This is a genomic window from Deltaproteobacteria bacterium, from assembly GCA_017302835.1.
GTDB lineage: Bacteria > Bdellovibrionota > Bdellovibrionia > Bdellovibrionales > Bdellovibrionaceae > UBA2316.
In genome coordinates, this window is the sequence record JAFLCC010000012.1 from 26,345 (window position 1) to 49,117 (window position 22,773).

18 protein-coding genes are annotated in these 22,773 nt (G+C 37.9%); 7 read left to right on the forward strand and 11 right to left on the reverse strand.

The window, feature by feature from the left end; translation table 11 throughout:
- Window positions 1-4 precede the first annotated feature (4 nt).
- The 7 genes from J0M15_12865 to J0M15_12895 form a co-directional block, all read right to left on the reverse strand.
- Window positions 5-1,327, reverse strand: a complete 1,323-nt coding sequence (locus J0M15_12865) for an ABC transporter permease (GenBank protein MBN8537939.1) — start codon at window positions 1,325-1,327, stop codon at window positions 5-7.
- Window positions 1,324-2,052 carry an outer membrane lipoprotein-sorting protein gene (locus J0M15_12870; GenBank protein ID MBN8537940.1) on the reverse strand — a complete coding sequence of 243 codons (729 nt, stop codon included), beginning with the start codon at window positions 2,050-2,052 and terminating at the stop codon, window positions 1,324-1,326. Before J0M15_12870 ends, J0M15_12865 begins: the two co-directional genes overlap by 4 nt.
- The gene (locus J0M15_12875; protein ID MBN8537941.1) at window positions 2,049-3,218 is read right to left on the reverse strand and encodes an ABC transporter permease; all 1,170 of its coding nucleotides are present in this window, start codon (window positions 3,216-3,218) and stop codon (window positions 2,049-2,051) included. The genes J0M15_12870 and J0M15_12875 overlap by 4 nt, the downstream gene beginning before the upstream one ends.
- A gap of 89 nt (window positions 3,219-3,307) precedes the next feature.
- A complete protein-coding gene (locus J0M15_12880; GenBank protein ID MBN8537942.1) occupies window positions 3,308-3,982 on the reverse strand; it encodes an ABC transporter ATP-binding protein in 675 nt (224 codons plus the stop codon).
- A gap of 108 nt (window positions 3,983-4,090) precedes the next feature.
- Entirely contained in the window at window positions 4,091-5,395 is a 1,305-nt protein-coding gene (locus J0M15_12885) for a hypothetical protein (GenBank protein MBN8537943.1), read from the reverse strand.
- A gap of 112 nt (window positions 5,396-5,507) precedes the next feature.
- Entirely contained in the window at window positions 5,508-5,984 is a 477-nt protein-coding gene (gene greB, locus J0M15_12890) for a transcription elongation factor GreB (protein ID MBN8537944.1), read from the reverse strand.
- 6 nt (window positions 5,985-5,990) lie between these two features.
- On the reverse strand, window positions 5,991-7,202 hold the full coding sequence (locus J0M15_12895) for a nitronate monooxygenase (GenBank protein MBN8537945.1): 1,212 nt from the start codon (window positions 7,200-7,202) through the stop codon (window positions 5,991-5,993).
- A gap of 294 nt (window positions 7,203-7,496) precedes the next feature.
- Between J0M15_12895 and J0M15_12900 the strand changes: the two genes are divergently transcribed.
- The 3 genes from J0M15_12900 to J0M15_12910 are packed head-to-tail and all read left to right on the forward strand — an operon-like array spanning window position 7,497 to window position 13,012.
- A complete protein-coding gene (locus J0M15_12900; protein ID MBN8537946.1) occupies window positions 7,497-9,428 on the forward strand; it encodes a FecR domain-containing protein in 1,932 nt (643 codons plus the stop codon).
- A 2-nt stretch (window positions 9,429-9,430) separates the two neighbouring features.
- Window positions 9,431-11,116 carry a hypothetical protein gene (locus J0M15_12905; GenBank protein MBN8537947.1) on the forward strand — a complete coding sequence of 562 codons (1,686 nt, stop codon included), beginning with the start codon at window positions 9,431-9,433 and terminating at the stop codon, window positions 11,114-11,116.
- Between the two features lie 9 nt (window positions 11,117-11,125).
- On the forward strand, window positions 11,126-13,012 hold the full coding sequence (locus J0M15_12910; GenBank protein MBN8537948.1) for a HAMP domain-containing protein: 1,887 nt from the start codon (window positions 11,126-11,128) through the stop codon (window positions 13,010-13,012).
- 33 nt (window positions 13,013-13,045) lie between these two features.
- On the opposite strand, the gene J0M15_12915 is transcribed toward J0M15_12910, so the two are convergent.
- The gene (locus J0M15_12915) at window positions 13,046-13,522 is read right to left on the reverse strand and encodes a DUF3299 domain-containing protein (protein ID MBN8537949.1); all 477 of its coding nucleotides are present in this window, start codon (window positions 13,520-13,522) and stop codon (window positions 13,046-13,048) included.
- Window positions 13,523-13,576: 54 nt separating this feature from the next.
- On the opposite strand from J0M15_12915, the gene J0M15_12920 reads away from it, so the two are divergent.
- Window positions 13,577-14,848: a histidine--tRNA ligase gene (locus J0M15_12920; GenBank protein ID MBN8537950.1), complete on the forward strand. Its 1,272-nt coding sequence runs from the start codon at window positions 13,577-13,579 to the stop codon at window positions 14,846-14,848.
- Between the two features lie 17 nt (window positions 14,849-14,865).
- On the forward strand, window positions 14,866-15,510 hold the full coding sequence (locus tag J0M15_12925; GenBank protein MBN8537951.1) for an ankyrin repeat domain-containing protein: 645 nt from the start codon (window positions 14,866-14,868) through the stop codon (window positions 15,508-15,510).
- Window positions 15,511-15,560: 50 nt separating this feature from the next.
- On the opposite strand, the gene J0M15_12930 is transcribed toward J0M15_12925, so the two are convergent.
- The 3 genes from J0M15_12930 to J0M15_12940 are packed head-to-tail and all read right to left on the reverse strand — an operon-like array spanning window position 15,561 to window position 20,519.
- On the reverse strand, window positions 15,561-18,635 hold the full coding sequence (locus tag J0M15_12930) for an error-prone DNA polymerase (GenBank protein MBN8537952.1): 3,075 nt from the start codon (window positions 18,633-18,635) through the stop codon (window positions 15,561-15,563).
- A 2-nt stretch (window positions 18,636-18,637) separates the two neighbouring features.
- Window positions 18,638-19,960 carry a hypothetical protein gene (locus J0M15_12935; GenBank protein ID MBN8537953.1) on the reverse strand — a complete coding sequence of 441 codons (1,323 nt, stop codon included), beginning with the start codon at window positions 19,958-19,960 and terminating at the stop codon, window positions 18,638-18,640.
- A 22-nt stretch (window positions 19,961-19,982) separates the two neighbouring features.
- Window positions 19,983-20,519, reverse strand: coding sequence for a hypothetical protein (locus J0M15_12940; GenBank protein ID MBN8537954.1), 537 nt, complete (start codon window positions 20,517-20,519; stop codon window positions 19,983-19,985).
- A gap of 253 nt (window positions 20,520-20,772) precedes the next feature.
- Between J0M15_12940 and J0M15_12945 the strand changes: the two genes are divergently transcribed.
- Together J0M15_12945 and J0M15_12950 are read left to right on the forward strand one after the other, a co-directional pair.
- The gene (locus J0M15_12945; protein MBN8537955.1) at window positions 20,773-21,759 is read left to right on the forward strand and encodes an SOS response-associated peptidase family protein; all 987 of its coding nucleotides are present in this window, start codon (window positions 20,773-20,775) and stop codon (window positions 21,757-21,759) included.
- A 307-nt stretch (window positions 21,760-22,066) separates the two neighbouring features.
- Entirely contained in the window at window positions 22,067-22,708 is a 642-nt protein-coding gene (locus tag J0M15_12950; GenBank protein ID MBN8537956.1) for a YceI family protein, read from the forward strand.
- The last annotated feature ends 65 nt before the right edge of the window (window positions 22,709-22,773 follow it).

Below are 22,773 nucleotides of genomic sequence, written 5' to 3' on the forward strand. Positions count from 1 at the left end.
TGCTCTATGCATGGGTTAAATTTTCTGCTACAGTTTTGGATAAGGTTTCTTTTACTACAAAAAAACACCCCACTAAAGATAAAACTAAAATATAAAAAGAAACAACAATATAGTTAATGGGCTCTATCGCTAGAGACATCAAATTGGGCTCCACAAACTGACCCGCCTTGTAAGAAATATTTAGGTTATTTATAAAGAGCGTGGCCGTCAGAGAAATAATTGCCCCCACAAAAGAACCAAATAAACTTAGCAAACCAACTTCGACATAGAAAATATTTCGAATTAAACTTTTCGTATAACCAAGACTTCTGAGTGTTCCAATTTCTTTGGTTCTTTCTTTAATACTTTTAAGAAGGGAATTCATGATGCTCAAAGAGACAATGAGCAAAACAATAATAATGACGAAAGTTTTGAAAATCTTCATCAACCCCATCGTTCTTTTATAAAAATCGCCAATCTCCTCGTGGTCCTTCCAAGAAAGAATTCTCACCTCTGGGGGAAGCTCATCCTGGATTTGTTTAAACAATTTTTTATCGTTCTTTAGACTCTCACTAAAAAATGTTAAGTAACTAACTCCTTTGGTGTCATAAAGCTCCTGAGCCTTTACAAGGGATAACTGAATCGTTCTGGCATCTAACTCTATAAATCCACCATCGATGATTCCTAAAATATTAAAATCAAGGGAATTAATTTGACTATTTACAGTCAGAACTGACAAGTTAAATTCATCGCCATTAAGACATTCGAATTCGTGAATTTCTTTATCATAACCTTTTCTGGTAGCAATATGTTTTCTGATTTTGTCTTTTTTTTCACAATCAAAGTTTTTAGCTAAAGTCTGTCCCAACAAAACTTTATCTGGCAATGGACTTTGATACAAGGACCTCCCAAATAAGGTGTCTTTTTCCCAATAAGGGAGGCGCAATCTTCGGCAATTCTCCACATCAAAACCGTTACCAATAAACAAAAATTGTTGAGATTTTTTTTGAATCATTCCACTTATTCTTAGCACCGAACAAATAGGCCAATCCGCAGTGTGGTACTTGCTGATAATGTCCTTAATCATTTTCTGAGTGGGCTCTTGCAAATAAAACTTCCAGGGTTCTTTCTTAGCTGCCGAGCTTAAACTTAAATTATGCTCAATAATAAAATCACCGAACATGCTTTTATGTGAATGCGTCTCTTGTAAAAACAAATCGAGGTCCGCGATATAACCTTGAAATAACACTAAGGAAATGAAGGCCGAAGCCAAACTTAGCAAAGTGGATTTACTTTGCTTGGAATAATTCACTATATTTTTAAAAGCTAATTTAAATAGTATTTTCATCGATTCAAATTATTAACATTAAAAATATTATCAGAAATTTCATCAAGAATTGGTTTATCATAGGTGAGGATACTTTTATTTGCCAACCTGTTGGCATCCTGAATAAGCATTTCTGAAATAAAGGGAATTTTTTTACTTTTAACAAGAATAAAGTTATTATACTTAAAGCTGGCAATTTTAAATACCTTTCCACTTAAAGTAAGAAATTCAGCTTTTAATCCTAATTTATCTTTTTCGCGAATCCAATATCTTATTTGATCATAGGTCATTGACTTATTCTTTGCTTTTAGAAGCAAAACCACAACGCTTTCATCTTGAATCATTTCCTTTTTTATCAAAGTGGGATTATAATCTTTAAAGTAATTGGTACTTGCTATATCCCCATTAGCTGCCTGACCAGATAGCCTTTCTCTGGCGGAAATAGAGACTGGTTTTTTGAGTGAAGGCTTAAAAAACCAAATAGTGCGATCATTAAATAAAAATGTTTCTCCTTTGAACCTTCCTGTGTCAGCGCTTTCAACATAGGCATTGGAATCTTTAGCTTTTACTTTAAAATTTCGCTCTGTTTGAACTTCGTTTTCCCAAGATTTTATGTTGACCATCCATGTGATACCTTGACCGACGCCTCCCCTTGATCGATCTGAATCTTTTAGCAAGGTAAGAATATTCTCAGCTTGACTTATGGGACCAGAAAAACTGAGCAAAAAAATTAAAATCATTTTCATTTAAAGACCCCCTGTTCATTTAACAGTTCAGCAATTTTAAAGTTCATTTTTTTCTTACACGAAAGATAAGAAGTTATAAACGTAATCAGTATAAGGGCCCCTGCGTGAATGATGGCAATTTTAAAACTTGTCACAATTGTAAAGTAGACATAACTCGAACTTCCCGCAGGCTCAAAAGGGATTTCTAAGCTGTTAATTATCTTGGAAACGATCAAATAACAAATACTTGAAACAACTATACTCCCTATAGTTAAAACCAAAACTTCAAGAGTGAACAGTCTTGAAATATGGGTGGTTGTAAATCCGATACTTCTTAACGTCCCAATTTCCTTCGTTCTTTCATTGATGCTCATCGTGAGGGTATTGATAATCGATAAAACAGAGGCCAAGGTAATCAACACATAAAAGAATATCCCTATGCTCATGACAAAAGACATGGTTCCCGTATAATAAAAACCAATCTCATCAGAGTCATAAGCAAAAATTTCATATTTCCCCTTAGGAAGTTCGCTTAATATGGTTTTTATTAAACTTTGGGTTTCATCCACATCATTTAAAAAAACCGCCAAATTATTTACTTTGTCGGTGGCCATTAACTCTTGCAGTTTCTCGAGGGACATCTTTGCGCTAATATCTTCGGAAAAAACCATTCCCGTTAAATGTTTTCCTGTTAACTCCTCGGTGATTCCATTGAAATAACCATCAAGGGTTTTACCCAAAATTTGAACTTCAATTTTTTCCTTAAGCGGAAATGTCTGCCCCAACATATTATATAAATTTGAAGTCAAGGATACCCCATCTGAAACAGTTAATTGTGATTGCAGCGTGGGTATATTCTCTTTGAGTTCTTTATGATTTGCAATATAGGCCGAAAATCCTTTAGGGTAAGCCTGAATAAACAAAGGTAAATTTTTATCTCCCGAGGACAAGAGCGCAAATGAGGACAAAATCGGCGCAACGAATTCTATTTTATTTTGAAATTCATTTAAAGTTTTAGCAATTAATTCTTGGTCCTGTTTGTTTAGCAAATATTTCTGAGGATCTCGATACAATTCTTTAACGGCTCCCTTTTTATAAATACTAAAATTCCCAAGATGATTTAAATAAATAGTTTGGGATCGAATGGCCCTATCAACGGCCATGATATAACCTGATAGAACTAACATCCCGGTAAACCCAAAGACTAAAGCCAACCCTGTGGTCCAGCTTCTTCGTTTATTTCGATACAGATTTAAAAAGGACCATTTAAGAAAAATCAAATTAGCTGCCCATCTTTAATATGAATGATTCTAGAAACTTTATTCATTAATTTTTCGTCATGGGTGGAAAATAGAAAGGTAACTCCTTTCAATTTATTTAAATTGATCATCAAATCAATAACGCTCGCCGTGGTCACAGAGTCTAAATTAGCCGTAGGTTCATCAGCCAAGATGAAATCAGGATGATTTACCAAGGCCCTCGCAATGGCCACTCTTTGCCTTTGGCCGCCAGACAATTTATTTGGAGATGAATGGATGAAATCTATCAAGCCAACATCCATCAGGCATTTTTGAGCAGCCTCACGACGTTCCTTTTCTTTCATTTTCGTATTTAATAATAAGGGGATTTCAACATTTTCCAAAACGGTCAACACGGGAATAAGATTAAAACTTTGAAAAATGAAGCCTATTTTCTCATTTCTTAGTTTGGCTTTCTGATCATCGTCTAGGTTGACAATGTTTTGATTTTGAAAAAGGATCTCTCCTTCATCTGGCTCATCAATAGTTCCAATCATATTAAGTAAAGTGCTTTTTCCAGATCCAGAGGCCCCTACGATCGCCGCGAATTCACCTTTTTTAATTATCAGATTAATATTCTTTAAGGCTTCAATAGAGGCATCACCTAAAAGGTATTTTTTAGAAACATTTTTAAGTTCTATCAGCTTGTCCATTTTTCAAATTATGTCTTTTAAATAATCCTTTGCCTAGCTCTTAAAACAACCCATCTAGTCATTAGGACCTGTGTAATAATAAAATAGACATTTTCCTTAGGCTTACCTTTAGGCTGCTTTTTTTATCACGTGATTTTCATCATCGAAATTTTGACTATGAATAGACAATTCAAGATTTTTAATAAACTGAATCCAGGATCTTTGATTATTGATGAGCTTCCCAGAATAAATATTATTTTTTAAATCTCTTAAAATTCGAACTTCAATAAGATCTTTAATTGGCATGCCTCTTACAAATCGAACCAGGTAACTTTCATCGGGAGCCATTTTGCTGCTAGTTTTAATCATGATTCCTGTTCGCGAAAAATTTAAAATATGCCCATGAATTAAATCTTTGAAATCTAAAGAATATCTTTGTCCCTCAGGAATATCTACTCTTAAAATCTCAATTTCATAATTAGACACGTACCTGACCCCGTTTCTTGCTTTTTTAAGCTTCAAAATATCAGTTTCATTTCGATTAAAGAAATTTGGAAAAACTTCTTTGTAGGCATTTAATACCTCAAGCTTCTCTTTTTCGCCAAGGGACTCGATAATTTTTTCCTTTTCACGAAAAAACAATTCCAGACTATCTTTCTCAAAACCATAGTGGAAGGGAAGGTTAAATTTAAATTGTTCAAAGTTTCCTATTTTCTTAAGGTCCTGTTGTTTATAAAATTTAAATAGATTCTTTGAATCCTCTTTATAAGCATAGTGTTTAAAGAATAGACTTTCAAGCTCGCCTAAATTTACGTAAAGGAAGTAGGAAGGAGAGTTATTAACAAAACCATGGGCAATTTTTTTAGTTTTAAATCGATGAAAAAAAAATAGAGCCTGATAGTACGAGGCCACATTTGATCTGACCCCGATAATCCAATAATTAACTCCCGCATATTGTGTCGCGTAATGATACATGTACCGAGTTAATGAAAACACCAGGGAGTGGGACCTTCTAAACTCCTTTTTTATAGCTAAGGCTGAAATCTCAGCAATTCTTTTCCCTCTTTTTCTAAAACTGGAAATGTCCACAGCCCCCTCTGAAGGAAGTCCTAACTGACTATCCAGCACATGGGTGACTGTCCCTATGACTTCTTCATTATAAACCGCAACGATAATAATACTTGTCGGTAAACAGTGGTATTTTGTAACTCGAAGTTCATGGTCCTTACTGTCCATAAGTCCATTTTCAAGATAGGACTCATAGAGTAACTTAAAGGCCTGATTGATTTCATTTTTATTACTTGCAACCCTGATTTCTATGCCTTCGAGCTGAGATTCATCAATAGAAATGGAATTTCTAATAATTCCACTTTTTATTTTTTCTGGTAGTAATTGAAAAAGTTTCCAACTTAGTTTTCTTGGCGAAAATCTCATACATCGATATCGGCAAAACTAGACCTGCCCTTTAGTCTGTTTTAAAGAACATCTTGATAAATTATTTTGTTATCTCCATGTCTAAAAAGGCCTGTCTGCAAAATAGACAAATTCACATAAACTCAATCTTCTCGATGTAAAAAACTTCTTCATTTCCCTTAGGCTTTTTCAAGATGACCTCATCGCCCACTTTTTTACCTAACAAACTCATGGCCAAGGGAGATTTCCATGATATTCTTCCCGCCTTCACATCGAACTCGTCTTCGCCAACGATTTGATAATGATAGAACTTACCGTCTTCATCACTATAGGTAACCGTTGCTCCAAAAACAATTTTATCGGAGGTTATCTTTTTGGGGTCCACCACTTCTGAGCTGTCCAAGCGATCACCCAAAAACTTTAATCTTTTGTCAATTTCTCGGAGTCTCTTCTTTCCATAAAGGTAATCGGCGTTTTCAGAACGATCGCCGTTACTAGCTGCCCACGAAACTGTTTCTACCACCTTGGGTCTTTCCTTTTGAAATAGCTCTAAATACTCTGCTTTTAAAAGCGAAAAACCCTGGGGAGTGATATAGTTTTTAGCACTCATTTTTAATTAAATAGTTTGAAAATTTAATTCAGCCAGTCCATTCATGCTAAAATTAAAACCGGCCTTGATCAAAGGACTAGGATCCTGCGGACGCACCTCAGAATGATTTGAATCTAATAAATGGCTATCTAGTTTTTTCCCTTGAAGTTCGTACATAAGTTCCTTCACTGACATGATTCTATCGATCAGATAGGCCTTGCTGCCAACCGTGTAAAGTTCCTTTTCATTCACATTTAATTCAATTGAGGCCAGCAGCCCATTACAAATACAAAAGGTTTTTTCATTTTCATATTTAGAAGGACAATTCCCTTTATTTAATAAATAACCTTTATCACACTTAGGAGCCCTGCCCCTCGTTAAAGCCTCTTGATAAAATGGTGATTGTTTCAAGACCCTAAACAACATCCCACAGGGAGATCCTGGCTTTGAAGCCAGCTCAATATCATCTTCGGTCGAAGTCACAAGCAGCTTCTTGTATTTCTCATTGGCTCCGGATTCATAGGTTGCTAGAAAACGAGTTCCCATTTGCACGCCGGCACAACCCATATCTAAATACATTTTTATGTCTTCATGACTGTAAACTCCACCCGCTGCGATGACGGGCAAATTTCCCCATTTTTTAGCCACCGCAAAGACGTCTGTTAATAAATTTTCTAACTTATTCGAAGGATCCAACGCCTCTTCCACGTTTCTCCAGGCAATATGTCCACCAGCTAAAGGCCCCTCCACCACTACGGCATCAGGAAGACGGCCTGCTCGGCTCCACCTTTTACAAATAATATCCAAAGCCCTGCCAGAAGAGACAATAGGAATTAACAAAACGTCTTTAGCTCGTGGGTGTTTTAAAGCAATTTCAGGCAGCTGAAGGGGCAATCCCGCTCCGCTGATGATAGCATCCACTCCGCCATCCATGCTTCCATAAACAGAATCTTCATACTGATTGATAACCGCCACCATGATGTTCATGCCGATGGCTCCACCTTTGCCAAGAAATTTAGCATCTCTGACATCTTGAGCTGCGGCCTCGCGAGCCTTCATTTTTCTGTTATGCCTCTTAGAAACAATTCGATCTAAACCAGCACTCGAAAGGACTCCCATCCCTCCTTCTAAAGCCACGGCGCCCGCAAGGGTGTAGCTTGACAATCCAATCCCCATACCACCTTGGATTATGGGCACATTCACTTCATAATTTTTAATTTTCATTGAGGGAAGAGTCATTCAACATCCTTTACTACTTTTAAACAGCATTTACTTTTACACAACATTTTCACAACATTTCTGAAAGCACTTAATTTTAAGACAACAGGAACATGAAGATAGCCTTAATACTTTGGGCTGTAAAATCAAAAAAAAAGTAAGAATATTTTTCACAAAATTTTAGCTTATAATTATTGCAATGTGTCGACTTTGTTTGAACCTGGCCAGAGGTCCTAAGCCCTTATCTTTTTATTTCATTCAACCGAAGAAATCCCTGCGATCTTATAAATTGAATGGATTAATTAAATGGGTTCTATGATTCGAAGACTATTTTGGGCATTTTTTCTTTCAGGAAGTTGTTTCCTAGCAACATTTTTATGGTTGCAAGCTCAAGAGAAAAGAACCACTGTTTCTGAAAAAGAGAGAATTGCCCAAGTAACGTATATCACTGAAGATGCCAGAAAAAAAATCCCACAAAGCCTCCAATGGCTTCCTATTTCCAATGGGGATACCCTTTTCGATGGAGACTCTATCCGAACCTCTGATAAAAGTGAAGTGAAAATTAGCTTTACTGACGGACGTTCTATCCTTGTAGATTCAGGGTCTACGATCGTCATCCAAAAAAATAAGGATGAAATTTCACTTGATTTAGTGGAAGGGTCTCTCTTTGTTGATGCTAAAAAAGAAAATGTACCCACACGTGATTCTCTTGAAAACAAAGCAAAAACAAAAAATGAAATTGTTTTCAAATCTGAAAAGAACCGCTTTGTCCTGGATGGATCTAAATCTATTTTGTCAAAAAGCAAAGGACAACAGGCCCAAGTGAATATCCTTGAAGGCCAGGGCAAATTCAACGACTCCTCTGGAAAAATGAAAGAACTAAATAAAGGCCAGTCCGTCACTCTCACAAATCAAGGCGCCCAAAACAATATTGAAATTAAAATATTATCTCCGAATTTAACAAAAGATTCGGATCAAATGTCACAGATTTACTACATTAATCCTGAAGGAGATTCGACGGTTACTTTTAAATGGAGAGGTTTTCCCAAAAATCATGAGATCACATTGTTAACTGGAAAATCAAAAAAAGAACTGACGGAAACAGAGATCCTCCCTGCAAACACAGACCATGTAAATACACTCTTAAAATTAGGGACTCATTACTGGCAACTTGTTTCGAAAGACCCAAAAACAAAAACCAAGGTCCATTCTTCCAATGTTTATAAACTAGAAATTTTAAGCCGGTACCCAGCCATCCTGTTTGCTCCAGAAAATAATAAACTCTTTGAAAATGAACTCATGCCTCTTTCTGTTCTTTTGCAATGGCAAAAACCAGAGTCTTCAAAAAGCGTTCATTTGGAACTAGGAACGCATTCCCAAATGCTTCCTCAATTTTTGATACTAAAAAATATCAATGTCAGTCAAACTCAGGAGTACACCGCCAAAGATCTTAAAGAAGGAGATTATTATTGGCGGTTATCGACAAAATATCCAGATTCAGATATTCCCTTTCAAACAAAAATTCAAAAATTTACTGTTAAAAAAACAATCAAGGAACCTCCCAAGCCCCCACCTCTCTTGTCTTGGATCAAAACTCCGGAAAAGCAATTTTACCTCAATCAACCCCATATTGAATTAAATTGGGAAACTCAATCCAGGAAAGAGGAAATCCTCTCATGGAATATTCAAGTTTTAGGCGCAGAAAACGAGAAAATCATCACGCAAAGAATTCCATCAACGGGAACTCAATTAAGCTCATTTAAATCCAACCTCAGCTCTCCAGGAAAGTTTTCAATATCTATTGAGGCTCTTGATAAAAATGGACTTGTATTGGGAACACTTCCCACGAGACAGATCGAAGTCAATGAATTCCCATTGCCGAAGGCTCCCATTTTTAACAATGTAGATTATAAACGAAATACAAAAACAAATAAGGTGTTTTTTGAAAATGGAATTTTACAATTGAAATGGAATTTTCAAAGCCTCGTCAAAGAGTATGAGGTTGAATTAAATAGCTCTCTTGATTCGGAAAATCAAAAGCTCGTCCTTGATAAAAACTTACTTGATTACAAAGGGAAATCCGGTACCGGGCTCACTCCTGGACAATACCAAATAAAAATCACACCCATTGATCAACACAACCGCCGTGGGCCTTCCAGTGAAAGTTTCGATTTTGAAGTGCCTAAATTTACGACGATGTCCGCACCCAAACTGAAAAATTTAAACATTAAGCAAAATTCGGAGTGAATGTGACTCTCAGAATTTTCATTCTCCTCATATTATCCTCATTGATAGCCAAGTCCGAAGGGGTTTATAAAAAAACCATATCTTTTGAATGGGACCCCGTTCCTGGTGCCGCGAAGTACGAAGTTAAATTTATCAATTATAAAAATGGAGAACCCGTCATCACCTCTCAATTTACTGAATCCAATACTTATTACGGTTCTATTCCTCCAGGGAAATACAAAATGAGTTTACGTTCCCTTGACAACCGAAATGTTCCAGGTGTGTGGAGCGAAGAAGTCGAATTCCCTGTTCTTTTAGATAAAGTAAAAATAATTGAACCAAAGGAAGATCACTTTGAGGCATCCAGCAATAATGAGGAATCTGAAACCGTCTCATTTTCTTGGGAGAATGTTTTAGGTGCTGATTTTTATCAACTCACCATCATCGATAGTGATTCCAATCAAGTTCTTTTCAAGGAAGTAATTAATGCTTTAGAAACAAAAGTGAATCTTCCGATTGGCATCAATTACTTATGGAGCCTCACCGCTTTGGATAATTCTGGCCTTACTAGTGATAGCGAAACAACAGGAAATCTGATTCTCTATGGACAAAAGCTCAACAAACCAAAGATTGAAACACCAGAAAATCAATTCGTCAGAGAACTTAAATGGCAAGACTCTCCGAACACCCTCAGTTATCAAGTTGAATTACAAAAATACAATCCCAAAAATAAAAAATGGGAATTCAAGGTTTTAGAAAAATCCTATCAAGGAAACAAAATTGTTTTTGATGATAAATGGCCTGGAGGACAATATAGAATCTTACTTAAAGCCAAAGGAAAGTACAGACCCGATTCTGACAAAGCCGTGCTTCTTTTTTTAGTAAAGCACGGAGACAGATCCGAATCAGCAGAATATACCTATGTTCTGCGTAAATCTGTAGATCGTGTCAATGGATACTATGGAACGGCAAGTTGGTTCCTGAGTTTGGTTAACTATACTTCATCCTATAAAGGTTTAAATCCCAAATACAACGTTTTTGGAGGTACGGGACGACTAGGCTATGGCTGGTTTAAGGAAAACACTCCTGTCGGTTACTACGGCTACTGGGATATCAGCGGTTTTTTAAAAGATGAATCCTATCAACGATCATTTATTTACCATTCCTTATCGGGGACCATTATTTATAGAAAAACCATCCGAAATGTCGATGAATTCAGAGTTAATTCAGGTTTATTCTATAAGGAAATACCACAGACAATGGCCGACCTTGATGAAATAACTACCTATTTTAAAAATAATAACCGGAGTATTAATGGGTTCAAAGGGACCAGCAATCAAATTGTTTCGATGGTGGGTCCACAAATGGGAATGGAGTACTGGTTTTCCCTGACTCCCAAGCTAGGGTTTCAAGTAAATGCGCAGTGGTACTTTGCCACACAAGCTGTCAAGCTGCCGAAAAATGGAAAAGATTTTAAAGCCTCCATTTCAAATCAATATGGAATCATGGGCAGTTACAAAGTGAGTCAAAAATTTACTGGTTTATTAGGTTTAACCTACAAAAAGGATCAAGCCTTATACAAGGATGACTCTTCCTCCGAAGGAAAATTTCAGTTGAGCTCAGCCGATGCCCTTTATGATTCAAATACCGATGTTTCGACAAGTGTGAGTGGATTTTACCTTAGCCTCTTTGCGGAATATGCATTTTAAGGAGAAAATATGAAAATACCTATCTCGATAAAACTGATCATTATCACGAGTCTTCTTCTTATTGGCGTCACCGTTCCCGTCTCCATAAAGACTTCAAGCATTACCAAAGAGAAACTCGTCGATGCTCAACAAGACAACAATATAGAGTTGGCCAAAGGTAAATCGCGAGAAATTGATCATATTTTCTCTGGATTAAAAGATAAAATTTCCCTCAATGGCCGATTACTCTTGAGTTTAAAAGAAACTGAAGAAATGCTCTCAACACAAGCATCGAACGCGAACGCGATGCAAAACTATAATAACTTAAAAAGAGATATCGATAACAATTTTAACTTAGACAGCTTTATTTTAGGTATCGAAGCTTATAAATTCGAGAATTCCATGGCTACTAAATTAAATGCCAAATACAAAGCGAAAACAGAAGCCAACATGGTCTACAATGAACAAGCGGTAAAGTATTTCAGAAAATATTATCCTATTTATTATACTAAGATCGTTGAAGGTAAAGGAAATATGATCTTGTTAAATAGTTCGATAAAAGGGTATGAACCTGTTTTAACCATTGGCTTACCCCTGATCAGGGACGCCGCCAATAAAATTACCCATGTTGTTATTGCAGATATTTCCCTTTCTGTTTTACAAAAAACTGTTTCTGAAAACGGCACCACCAGTTCTTTTTTTATTACCGATGCCAATGGGATTACCTTGGCTGACGTAGATGAAACCAAAGTCATTAATAAAGTTAATATTTCAGATCAAGATATTGTCTCTTATGCTAAGGAAAGCATCATGGCTAATGGGATGAAATATATTAAAGACAAGAAAACGCGTAAAGCTTTTTATGCGGCATTTTCAAAAACATCTTTCGGCCCCATTGTCTTTGCTCAGCTAGATGAAAATGTGATCTTGGCAGTTATCGACGAACTCAATTTAAATATTATTCGTATTGTTGGGTATTTTTTATCTGGAACTCTGTTTTTAATTTTTCTTTTTTCGATGTCTCTAACTCAGCCCCTCGAAAAATTAACAAGTCTAATCCGACTGGTTTCCAAAGGAAACTTCAATGTCAAGGCGGCTCTGCAAATCAACTCATTTTTAAAAGACGAAGTCCGAGAGCTCGCCGTGGCTTTTGATCAAATGACGGAAGGGTTAAAAGAAAGAGATAAGGTAAAAAATCTTTTCAATAAATTCCATGGCTCAAGCATCACTGAAGATTTAATGAAAAAAGATGTCAGTATAGGTGGACAGAGCAAAGAAGTGATTGTTTTTTTTAGCGATATCCGTGGCTTCACTGCCTTTTCTGAGAAGAAAAAACCTGAAGAAGTGGTTAAGATGCTTAATGAATACTTCGCTGTGATGGTTAAAATTATCAACTCCCATGGTGGCATTGTTGATAAATTTATTGGCGATGCGATCATGGCCGTTTGGGGTGTTCCTAAATCCTCAAACAAAGACGCTCACAATGCGGTAAAAGCTTGTCTTGAAATGCGCAAGGCCCTTGCCGAGCTCAATGATAAAAGGCTCGCACGAAGTGAGTCTCCCATTCAAATTGGAATGGGACTTCATTATGGATCTGCCATCTCTGGCACCATTGGCTCGGAAGAAAGAATGGAGTACACCATTATTGGAAACACGGTGAATACGGGATCGCGAATTGAATCTTCCACAAAGGCGTTTGGCTCCGATTTACTTGTGAGTGATACCGTTATCGAAAAAGTTGGGAGCGATTTTCTAGCCGAGTATGCCGGTTCCGCTGAAGTCAAAGGTCGTTCTGAACCACTGAAGCTTCATAAGATCAGAGGATTTAAAAAACCAGATGGTGAGTATGAAGTTATTGTCACCCCCTATTCAGATTATGAACCAGAAGCTGCAGATAAAGTTAAAATAGCGGCTTAATTGAAAATGGTTCGAAGGTTCTATTGCTGTGGCTTATTTGTAGGCCTCGACCCTATCTCCTAGAATTTCAAAACTGGCGTCACCATACATAGATTTTTTGGTAACCATATTCAGCTCCCCATAGACCCAAATCGGCCCCATGGGAACTTCAGCACCATGACTGTTTCTCATTTTCACATAAACCATTTGGTTAGGTGGAGGCGCTGGAACGTGAATACAAGCTTGAGGAGTTGGCACTAATAAAAATTCTGTCACCATTTTAGAATTATCTTCCAAGGGAACCATAAATCCTGGAACTTTAACTTCTTTATGATTTAATTTTTCTAATTCGGCAGGAGATTTACCCGTAATGTAATCCATTTCCCCCAGCAGGCGCCAATCAACTTCTGTTTCCTTTCCTGAGAGTTTCAAGGATTTACCTGTAGAGAAGACGTAAAAAAAAGCGCCTCCTAAAATAAAAAGAAAAAGACATCCAGCAATAAAATAAGGTCTATTTAATATCGACTTCATAAAGATTGGTTGATAATAATAGAAGAGTTCGTATCAAGCAATAAGGATTTTTCTATGCAAAAAGTTAGAGGCACTCAAGATTGGTTTGAAAAGGAAAGCTTTTATTTTCGCTCCATGGAGGAACAATTTTTTAAAAAAGCTCTTGCTTATGGCTTTGGTGAAATTAAAACGCCTCTGTTTGAACACTCTGAAGTTTTCCACCGCACTCTGGGCGAAAGCTCCGATGTGATTGCAAAGGAAACTTATACCTTTAATGACCGATCCAATGAGTCCCTGACTCTGAGACCCGAAGGAACGGCTGGGATTGCTCGTTCTTTTATTTCTGAAGGCTTAGCCCAAAAAATTCCACTTAAATTTTATTACTGCGGGCCCATGTTTCGTTATGAGCGACCACAAAAAGGAAGATTCAGACAGTTTCACCAAATGGGCATTGAAGTTTTAGGAATTGATTCGCCAAGCATGGATATTGAGTGTTTACAATTAGGATATGATTTACTCAAAATTATTGGTGTCGAACAAAAATGTGTTTTAAAATTAAACACCCTTGGTGACCCAGAATCTCGAGCTGCTTATAAAGAAAAGTTGGTCTCGTACTACTCTCAGTTTAAACAGGATTTATCCAAAGACTCACAGACTCGCTTAGTCAAGAATCCCTTGCGCATTCTAGACAGCAAAGATGAAAAGGATATTGAAATAAATCAAATGGCACCCAAACTCCTTGAATCTCTGAATGAAAGTTCAAAAAAATATTTTGATACCTTAATCTCCTTATTGGAAAAAGTAAACTTAGCTTACCAAATCGATAACAGCCTCGTTCGCGGGCTGGATTATTATGGCCACACGGTTTTCGAGTTTGTCACTCAAGAGCTCGGAGCCCAAGGCACTGTCCTGGCCGGTGGTCGCTATGATGGACTTATCAGTTTGATGGGAGGACCGAAAACCCCCGGCGTTGGATGGGCTGCGGGGGTGGAGCGACTCATTGATCTTGCTAACAAGGAACTTCTTTCAGAACAAAGAACTCTTATTTCCTTGATAGCCGCCGACGAGACAGGAGAACCCGAGGTTCTTAAATTAGCTGCAAGAATCAGAAATTTTGCAACTCACACTTTTTCAACTCATATTAAACTAACGACTGAAATTATTTATGGTGGCAATGTAGGAAAGAAGATGAAAAAGGCAGCCAGTAAAAATTCTGATTTTGCCCTTGTTATTGGCAGCACTGAAATTGAAAATAAAATTTTATCGGTCAAGAATATGAAAACGGGAGAATCATTTCAAATACCCTTTGAATTGGACTCACTTATGAAAGTACTGGGTTCAAATTGAAATCACTTAGGGCGCGTTTGAAAAGTCTTAAATCTATTTTATTATCTCTATCATTGGCCTTGATTCTTTCATGCCAGACTTCACAACAAAAACAAGATCTCCCTGCTGTTTCCGCTCCGTCTTCTCCTCAACCTAAAGAATTTAAAATTCAACTCGATCAATCGATGCAATGGTTTCAAGCCGCCCGCAAAGGTGATGCTGGCACTCTACAAAAACTTCACGGGGATTTAAATGTTCCTTGGGATTTTTCATCGAAGGTAGGGGTGACGGCCCTTATGATGGCCAGTCGATATGGAAAAAGGGAACTCATTGAATTTCTCTTAAATCAAAACGTAAATGTTAATTTAGTAGACCTGTATGGATACAATGCTCTTTCTTACGCCGTTTTTGGTCCCCTCCCCTTATCTGAAAAGAAAACAATAGCCGCCTTCTTAATTGAAAAACAGGCCGATCCTTTTCAAGAAGATCACATTCAAACACGACCCGTTTTATTTTTAATTGAGAACGGTCTTCTAGATTTGCTTAGGAAAATAACTTGGAGCGTTCATGAAGACTGTGATCAGAAAAAAAGATTTTCAACAGATTTTTCTTTGATAAAACATGCTGCAAACAATGATCAACCTGAGGTTGCAGAGTTCTTCAAATCCATTCACTGCCCCTAGATGAAATTCTGATAAATTTAATGTTATTAAGTAATAGGTAATCGTTCTCTCTACCATTCTATTCGGTTTAACATTCGTGGATGGGGTTGGTGGTTTCTAAGTTTTCCAGTGGGAGCGAAGGACTCGAAAGAATCTGCTAAAACCGTAACATGGTCATCCATTCGCTGAAGCCTTCCTGTAACTATTAAAAATCTTGAAGATCGAAATACTTGTTTAAAGCCATCATAAACAGCAGGTCTTGCAACTAAATCAATGGTTCCAAATTCGTCTTCCAGAGTGATAAAGCCAAAACCTTTTGCAGGTGGTGGTCTTTGATCAACCAACAAGATGCCAGCACACCTTAATAGGGAATTAGTTTTTATTTGTCGTATAAGTTTGGAGTTTGTTGGTGGTAAGATGGACACTTCAAGACGAAGCTGTTTCATTAAACTCCCTTTGAGGGAATACCCAATAGTTCTATAGTCAATGATAGCTTCTTCAAGTTCTGTCATTTTATCAAAAAGCTCTTCGCTATCGATTCTTAAGTTTTCATCGAACAAAGATAATTGAACTGAAGATGAGCCTTGGATTACTAAATTCTTAAAGGCCAGTGATTTCCAAAAAGAGTGTCTTCGATCAATGCCATAACATTCAAAGGTATTAGCCATAGTGAGATTGTTCAAAACGGCTTTATCAAAGTTTGTTCGAGCAATAAAATCCTCAACAGATTGGAATGGCTTTTTTTTTCTTTCTAAAATCAACTCGTCAACGTCTTCTTTTCTCATTTTTCCAATATTTCTAAAACCCATCCGAACTGTTTTATGACCTTCCATGATGGCATCCCACTCGGACTTTAAAGGATGAACAGGTAAAACATTCACATCGCTATTTCGTTTAGCTTCATTAATAAGAAAATCAATTCGGTAAAACCCCATGGGTTGAGAATTAATAAGGGCACACAGGTATTCCGCAGGATAATGCGCCTTTAAATAGGCGGACTTAAATGCTAACGACCCATAGGAGGCGGCATGAGCTTCTGGAAATCCATAGCTAGCAAATCCTTGAGTTCTATTCATGATGTCAGTAGCTAATTTTTCACTGATTCCATTTGCAAGCATGGATTTAAATAATTTTTGCCCTTGGCTATTCACACTGGAGGCACTTCGCTCCTTACCAAGGGATCTTCTTAATTGATCGGCCTCGATGGAACTCCAATGGCAAACTTCCATGGCAATTTGCATGATTTGATCTGGGAACATGGCAACGCCGTGGGTTCTGCCAAGAATATGATCCATGGCGGAGTTTCCACTTTTAAAGGGAAATCCTTTTTTAGCTTGCAGTCTTCCGCGCAAATAAGACCTACTCATGCCACCTTTACTCATACTTGGCCGAATGAGGGCGACTTGAATGGTCATTTCATAAGGAGTTGCCGGCTTTGTGTGGGGCAAGGAATTCATTTGCGCGCGGGATTCAATTTGAAAGCAACCTGCAGTTTCTGCTCTTTGAATGATTTGGTAGGTTCGGGCATCATTTATGGGAATATCCCGCCAATCCATTCCAATGAGATTTGTAGCTTTGCGAATAGCTGTGAGAAAACCAATGGAAAGAATATCAATTTTCATCATGCCTAAGGTTTCAAGATCATGTTTATCCCATTGAACAATGGTTCTGCCATCCATTGCCGCTGGCTCTACGGGAACCGTTTCAACGAGAAGTTCATTGGTAATTACAAAACCTCCTGAGTGGGTTCCAATGTGTCTAGGGAAATCGGCGATCTCTGAGGTGAGTGTTTCAACAAAGACACCACGATAAGCATATTGCTTGGCAAGCTCAGTGAAACGGGATCTGACAACATCAGCCTTAAGCGTTCCTACTTCGACGCCAATGGCTTTGCAGATTTCGCGAAAAGCTCCGGCAGATTTATAGGTATGAACGGCGGCAACCATTCCCGCTCGATCCCGGCCATAACGAGCATAAATTCCTTGAATGACCTCCTCCCGACGTTCATGTTCAAAGTCGACATCAATATCTGGAGGATCTTTTCTGGCATCATTAGCAAATCTATCAAATAACAATTGAGCCGCCACGGGATCAACGGCAGTAATTCCCAAAGCATAGCATACAATAGAACTAGCTGCTGAACCCCGCCCCTGGAAAACAATTTTCTTCTCCTTAGCTTCTTTAAGAATATCGTGCATTGTTAAAAAATAATCTTCTTCCCCGCGTTTGGAAAAAAAATCGAGCTCCCTGCGAATTTGCTTGTCTACTTCGGGCGAAAGAAGCCCCTTATATCTCTCCTTAGCACCTGCTAAAACGAGCTCCCGTAAATAAGACTTTGCCGTGTGTCCAGGTGGCACGGACTCCTTTGGATAGGTGTACTTTAGCTCTGACAATGAGAAAGTACAACTCTCTGCGATCAAAACCGTATTATGAATCGCTTGCGGCAAATCAGAGAACAGAAGTTCCATTTGCATGGATGATTTTAAGTAGCGCTCATGATTGCCAAATAATTTAAACCCAGCAGTATCTAAAGTCACACTCTCACGAATACAGGTTAAACAATCCTGTAGGGGGCGCCTTTTATAGTCATGATAATGAACATCATTAGAGGCTACAATAGGAAACCCATATTGACTTGAAAGCTCCATGGCCTTAAGGGTTCTCTTTCGATCGAGACCATCCAGATACCTGCAAAGGGTAATAAAAACAGAACCAAAATTTTTCACAAAGAAATTAAAATGATTGGCTTCATCATTCTTTAAAAGACAAACTAGGTCCTCCTCGCAAGAGCTCCGACGAATCAGAAACTCTAATTCATCAAGGCTTAAAAACCCTTCCCCTTTTGGTTTTCCTGCATGTGTCTGAGTAATGATTCTACATAAAATGCCCCAGCCTTTTCTGGTCTTAGCAAGAAAAGTAATTGGTGGATGATTTTCAATGGTGATTTCAGAACCACAAAGTAATTTGATGTGAGGAGCTTTATCTCTAATAGTTTCAAAGGCCCTTGGAAGACCATACACACCATTGATGTCAGCAATTCCAATTGCCGGCATACCAAGCTCATATGCCTTTAGGATGTATTCACGGGCATCAGAAGCACCTCTAAGAAAAGAAAAATTTGATTTGGCATTCAGTTCGACGTACATAGTTAACCATAATATCCATGAAGAAAATATTCTCGAGCCGGAGTTTCAAAAACTGAAATTTTCTGATGGCCTTCAAGTTCCACATGGTAGTAGTACCGCTCAAAAATATCCTTTACTTCCACATTTGGTTTTTCATACCAGCCCCCGGTGATGATTTCTACCTGATTGTCCCAATTTAAAATGCGATACTTTTTCTTTTTAATATGGACATATCCAGCAGTGACTTCAATTTTGATAGGATACCGACAAAGGAAGGTTGTGCGTTCTGGAATAACACCTGCAATTTTTGGAATACGGATAACCACCTCGTGAGGGTTATCGTATTTTTTTCTCCAAGATTTTTCAGGACGACGATCCTCTGTCAATACGGCTTGATAAATATTTTCTTTTCCTAAAAGTTCAATAAGCTGATTATGAATAGAATAAATTTCCTCCATTTTTTCTTCAACGTTATCAAAAATATTCTTCTGACCCTCATTGGTCGCAACAGTTCTTAAAACTTTGGATTCGATCATTTCAATGGGCGATAGTATGGGGCGCCTTTCAAATTCTCGGGTTAAGCGCTCCTTTAAAATTCGCAACGTTCCTTTACTTGAGCTTTGCGGAGTATAAAAATCAAACTCCAGAACTCTAACATTATGGGGATGAATCGAAATCTTTTCACAGGAAATCTGAACTTGTAACTTCATTAATTTCTTTCGCCTTGAAAAAAGGCGAGCAAATATTTTGTCCAATTGAGATTTTAATTCAAAAAGAATCGGTTCAAGCTCACCATAAAATTCAAAGAAGGGAAACTCCTTTCTCTCTTGAATGGTTTCTTCTGGTCTCCACTGTGGCCAAGTAACAAGATCCAACTGCTGGGCGCGGTTGTGGCAATGGCGGCCAACAATTCCAAATCGTGATAACAGCTCACTGGCAGGGATACGTTTAAATTGACCTAATGTTTTAATGCCCAAGTCTTGGAATGAGTTGATTAAATTTTGTACTGACTTTCTCAGTACGAAGTCGCGATCAAAAGGATCTGCCAATTCCAGCAAGGCAATCAAGGGTAAATCATTAATGTTCTTTGTCTTAAACAGAGCCTTCAGTAAGGAGTCCGTAATATCGGTTCCTATACCTAGGTGGGCCCTGTAACCATTACGTTTAAGAAGAATTTCACTGCGAATTTTAAAACTTTCTTCTGAATAGATCCTGCTGCATTTTCCAATCTCAATGAAGATGGCTCTATTTCCCCTTAAGGCAATCTGTGGACTAAAGCGCAAAAAAAGTTCTGCTAACTTTGATACTGGCACATCTACATCAAACCAAAGACAAGCAACCTTCATACAGGCTTACCCCCTGGAACCTTCATAGACCAATTCCGTATTTTTGTTTTTGAACCCACAAATTAAAACCCTCTGGAGAAAAATTAATTTCCAATTGCAAAGCGATAGGCCAGGCTTGGGAAAAGTTTTGATTCCCCAGAAGAAACAAGGTGCTCTTGGATTTTTCAGCTAAAAATTGAAACCTTTGAAAAATTTTGATGTCACTAAATCCATTCGGTGCGACAACAAATGGATAATGCTGACACTCTAAAGCAAGACGTAATGGGATTTGTAAATCCCCAGAGGAATTAACAAATTTAATCCTCTCAAGATTTACCCCACGCTGATAGATAGCCGTAGGGTTTGCTGCTGATTCGCGCTCACACCAAAAAATATATTGTTCAGTGTGCATCGCAAAAAATTTCAACAACCATTCAGTGCGTGCATTTCCAAGCAGTTCAGCTACAATACCCTTGGCGACTCCTGCTGAGAAATCAGGAGCGGCCCAGAACTCTTTATCTGTTGAAATAACACTTCCGGTGATTTGTCGTAAGTTTTGTAAGAGCTCTGCTTTACCCATGAAATTTTCCTTTCGCTGTAAAAAGGTCAATTCCATGAATAGGTGTAAATTATATGTAAGTCAATGAGTCTAACTTTTAAAATTTTCTAAGAAAGACTCTTGTGTTGTAGAAAGGTATGAGCAATTCCAATGACTTACACAAGTTGAAACTGCGAGTAAAGGTAACCGACGCTAGGTCTAAATCTAGTTATCATTTGGCCATTTATTTAAATGAATAAACTGATACTGGCCAAAAAAAGTAGGGAGGTAGTACATGTGCTATTCAGCAATGGTGGAACAAGACGCAAAAAAACTAGCAAGAATGTTCAATGCAAAAGTTCAAACAGATTTTTATAGTGAACTTTTTGGTAGAAGACTAGAAGGTGAAAAACTCACCATCAACAAAGCTATGGAGATTCCCTTTCTAAAAAATGCAAGCTCCATGGAGGAAAAGGCGATAGCTAGCAAAATCAGAAAGTGGCACGAAAATGAAATTAAACGGTTAAATGAAGAACTTGAAAAACAAGAAATCCGCTTAAAAAAAGCAGAAGAAACTCTCAAAGAAAAAGAAACTAAAAAAGCTTTTGAAGACAAACGAATTTCTACAAGCAAAATATCCAAATGCAAATTCGACATTGCAAGACACGAGACTGAAAATTTAAAGTCTGAATCAGAATCCAGAATCTATCCTTTTAATTATATCTCTGTATTATGCTTAGATGATGGGGGAAATAAAGTCATCAGACCCATGCGATATCACATGCGACCCCATAATGAAAATGAAAGCTTCGATGAAACCCACGGGGGCTGCTACAACGCAAGATTTGACAGCCTGACCAAAGTGAGATTTTGGAATGATTCACTGCTAAAGCGCCGAGGATTAATGGTACTTAAAAAGTTTTATGAAAACGTCCCCATTGAAAAATATCCAAACCGCAAAAATCTCCCCGCCGAAATCCAAAATCAAAACAACATAGTCATTTGCTTTGAACCTAAGGGGATAGAAAATATGTTTATTCCTGTAATATGGGATTGCTGGGAAAAAAGTGGCCAACCACAATTGTATTCAGCAGCACTGATAACAGACGAACCGGCTCCAGAGATAAGGGCAACGGGGCACGACCGTACTCCCATTTTCATAAAAGAAATAGCAGTGGATAACTGGCTAAAGGCACAAGGGACGGCAAAAGAAATAAAGGACATTTTTTTGAGTGACAGAGAAAAACCATACTATGATCACGAAGTCATGGGAGCCGCTTAAATCTAGAATTATGAAATGTTAACTTAGCCAATTTCTTCCAGGTGGAATCGATGACGTATCGACATTGGGATGCTTTACAATGTTAAATCTCAAGTTGCGACGAATTTCCTTGAGGCATTTAGGGGATTCCAAAAACGGGACATGACTAAATTTAAGGCAAACTGTCAAACAATTATTGACTTTCCGTGCTGATAAGGCGCCCAAAATTCCCTCATTTAGTATTCATTCGAAGCTAGTTTGGTCTGATTTTGGCATTTACCAATTCTTAATTCAGTACTTTTTTCTGAAATGGAAATGGAGGAATCAAATGCGTCTCATAATTGCTAGTATAAGTTTTGCCGCTTTAGGATCTGGTGTTTTAGCTTCCAAAAGTTTGGCGAGCAATTTTAAAATCGATCCAACTCAAAGCAGAGTTGAGTGGAGCGGATCAAAAGCCACCGGTGCTATTCACCACGGCAATATTGCAATCAAAGAAGGACTCTTTGAGGTTAAAAACGAAAATATACTAGCTGGCTTGATAAAAGTTGATATGAATACCCTATCGAATGAAGATCTCAAAGAGAGCCCGAACTTACAAGATTCCCTGGTAAAGCATTTGAAGTCCGCAGATTTCTTCAAAGTTGCCGAGCATCCAGAATCTACCTTTGTTGTGTCCTCTGTGCAGAAGAAATCTGCAAATCAATATTTGTTTAAGGGTGATCTCACCATTGTGGGCGTGAAAAAGCCAGTGGAATTTTTGGCTCAAGTCAAAATGGAAAAGAATATTCTGAAAGGCGAAGCTACGCTGAAGTTGGACAGGACCAAATGGGGTCTAAAGTATGCCTCAGGAAAGCTCTTTGCACAACTTGGTGATAGACTTATCAAAGATGAAATGATTCTGAAGCTCAAATTAGTAGCCCAAAAAGATCAAGTGGAGAAACGTGTCGCTTCTAAGGATAAGATCAACTGACCTTATAAACCTTTGGCTACCCAAATAAAAGAGAACTCGACAAATCCTAATTTGGGCTCGGAGAA

What these genes read in the sequence shown, in the direction of transcription:
- J0M15_12935 (MBN8537953.1), bottom strand. Translation starts at nt 19,960, where the DNA reads ATGAAGGTTGCTTGTCTTTGGTTTGATGTAGATGTGCCAGTATCAAAG.
- J0M15_12865 (MBN8537939.1), bottom strand. Translation starts at nt 1,327, where the DNA reads ATGAAAATACTATTTAAATTAGCTTTTAAAAATATAGTGAATTATTCC.
- greB (MBN8537944.1), bottom strand. Translation starts at nt 5,984, where the DNA reads ATGAGTGCTAAAAACTATATCACTCCCCAGGGTTTTTCGCTTTTAAAA.
- J0M15_12940 (MBN8537954.1), bottom strand. Translation starts at nt 20,519, where the DNA reads ATGGGTAAAGCAGAGCTCTTACAAAACTTACGACAAATCACCGGAAGT.
- J0M15_12900 (MBN8537946.1), top strand. Translation starts at nt 7,497, where the DNA reads ATGATTCGAAGACTATTTTGGGCATTTTTTCTTTCAGGAAGTTGTTTC.
- J0M15_12910 (MBN8537948.1), top strand. Translation starts at nt 11,126, where the DNA reads ATGAAAATACCTATCTCGATAAAACTGATCATTATCACGAGTCTTCTT.
- J0M15_12880 (MBN8537942.1), bottom strand. Translation starts at nt 3,982, where the DNA reads ATGGACAAGCTGATAGAACTTAAAAATGTTTCTAAAAAATACCTTTTA.
- J0M15_12885 (MBN8537943.1), bottom strand. Translation starts at nt 5,395, where the DNA reads ATGAGATTTTCGCCAAGAAAACTAAGTTGGAAACTTTTTCAATTACTA.
- J0M15_12915 (MBN8537949.1), bottom strand. Translation starts at nt 13,522, where the DNA reads ATGAAGTCGATATTAAATAGACCTTATTTTATTGCTGGATGTCTTTTT.
- J0M15_12945 (MBN8537955.1), top strand. Translation starts at nt 20,773, where the DNA reads ATGTGCTATTCAGCAATGGTGGAACAAGACGCAAAAAAACTAGCAAGA.
- J0M15_12930 (MBN8537952.1), bottom strand. Translation starts at nt 18,635, where the DNA reads ATGTACGTCGAACTGAATGCCAAATCAAATTTTTCTTTTCTTAGAGGT.
- J0M15_12950 (MBN8537956.1), top strand. Translation starts at nt 22,067, where the DNA reads ATGCGTCTCATAATTGCTAGTATAAGTTTTGCCGCTTTAGGATCTGGT.
- J0M15_12895 (MBN8537945.1), bottom strand. Translation starts at nt 7,202, where the DNA reads ATGACTCTTCCCTCAATGAAAATTAAAAATTATGAAGTGAATGTGCCC.
- J0M15_12870 (MBN8537940.1), bottom strand. Translation starts at nt 2,052, where the DNA reads ATGAAAATGATTTTAATTTTTTTGCTCAGTTTTTCTGGTCCCATAAGT.
- J0M15_12875 (MBN8537941.1), bottom strand. Translation starts at nt 3,218, where the DNA reads ATGTTAGTTCTATCAGGTTATATCATGGCCGTTGATAGGGCCATTCGA.
- J0M15_12920 (MBN8537950.1), top strand. Translation starts at nt 13,577, where the DNA reads ATGCAAAAAGTTAGAGGCACTCAAGATTGGTTTGAAAAGGAAAGCTTT.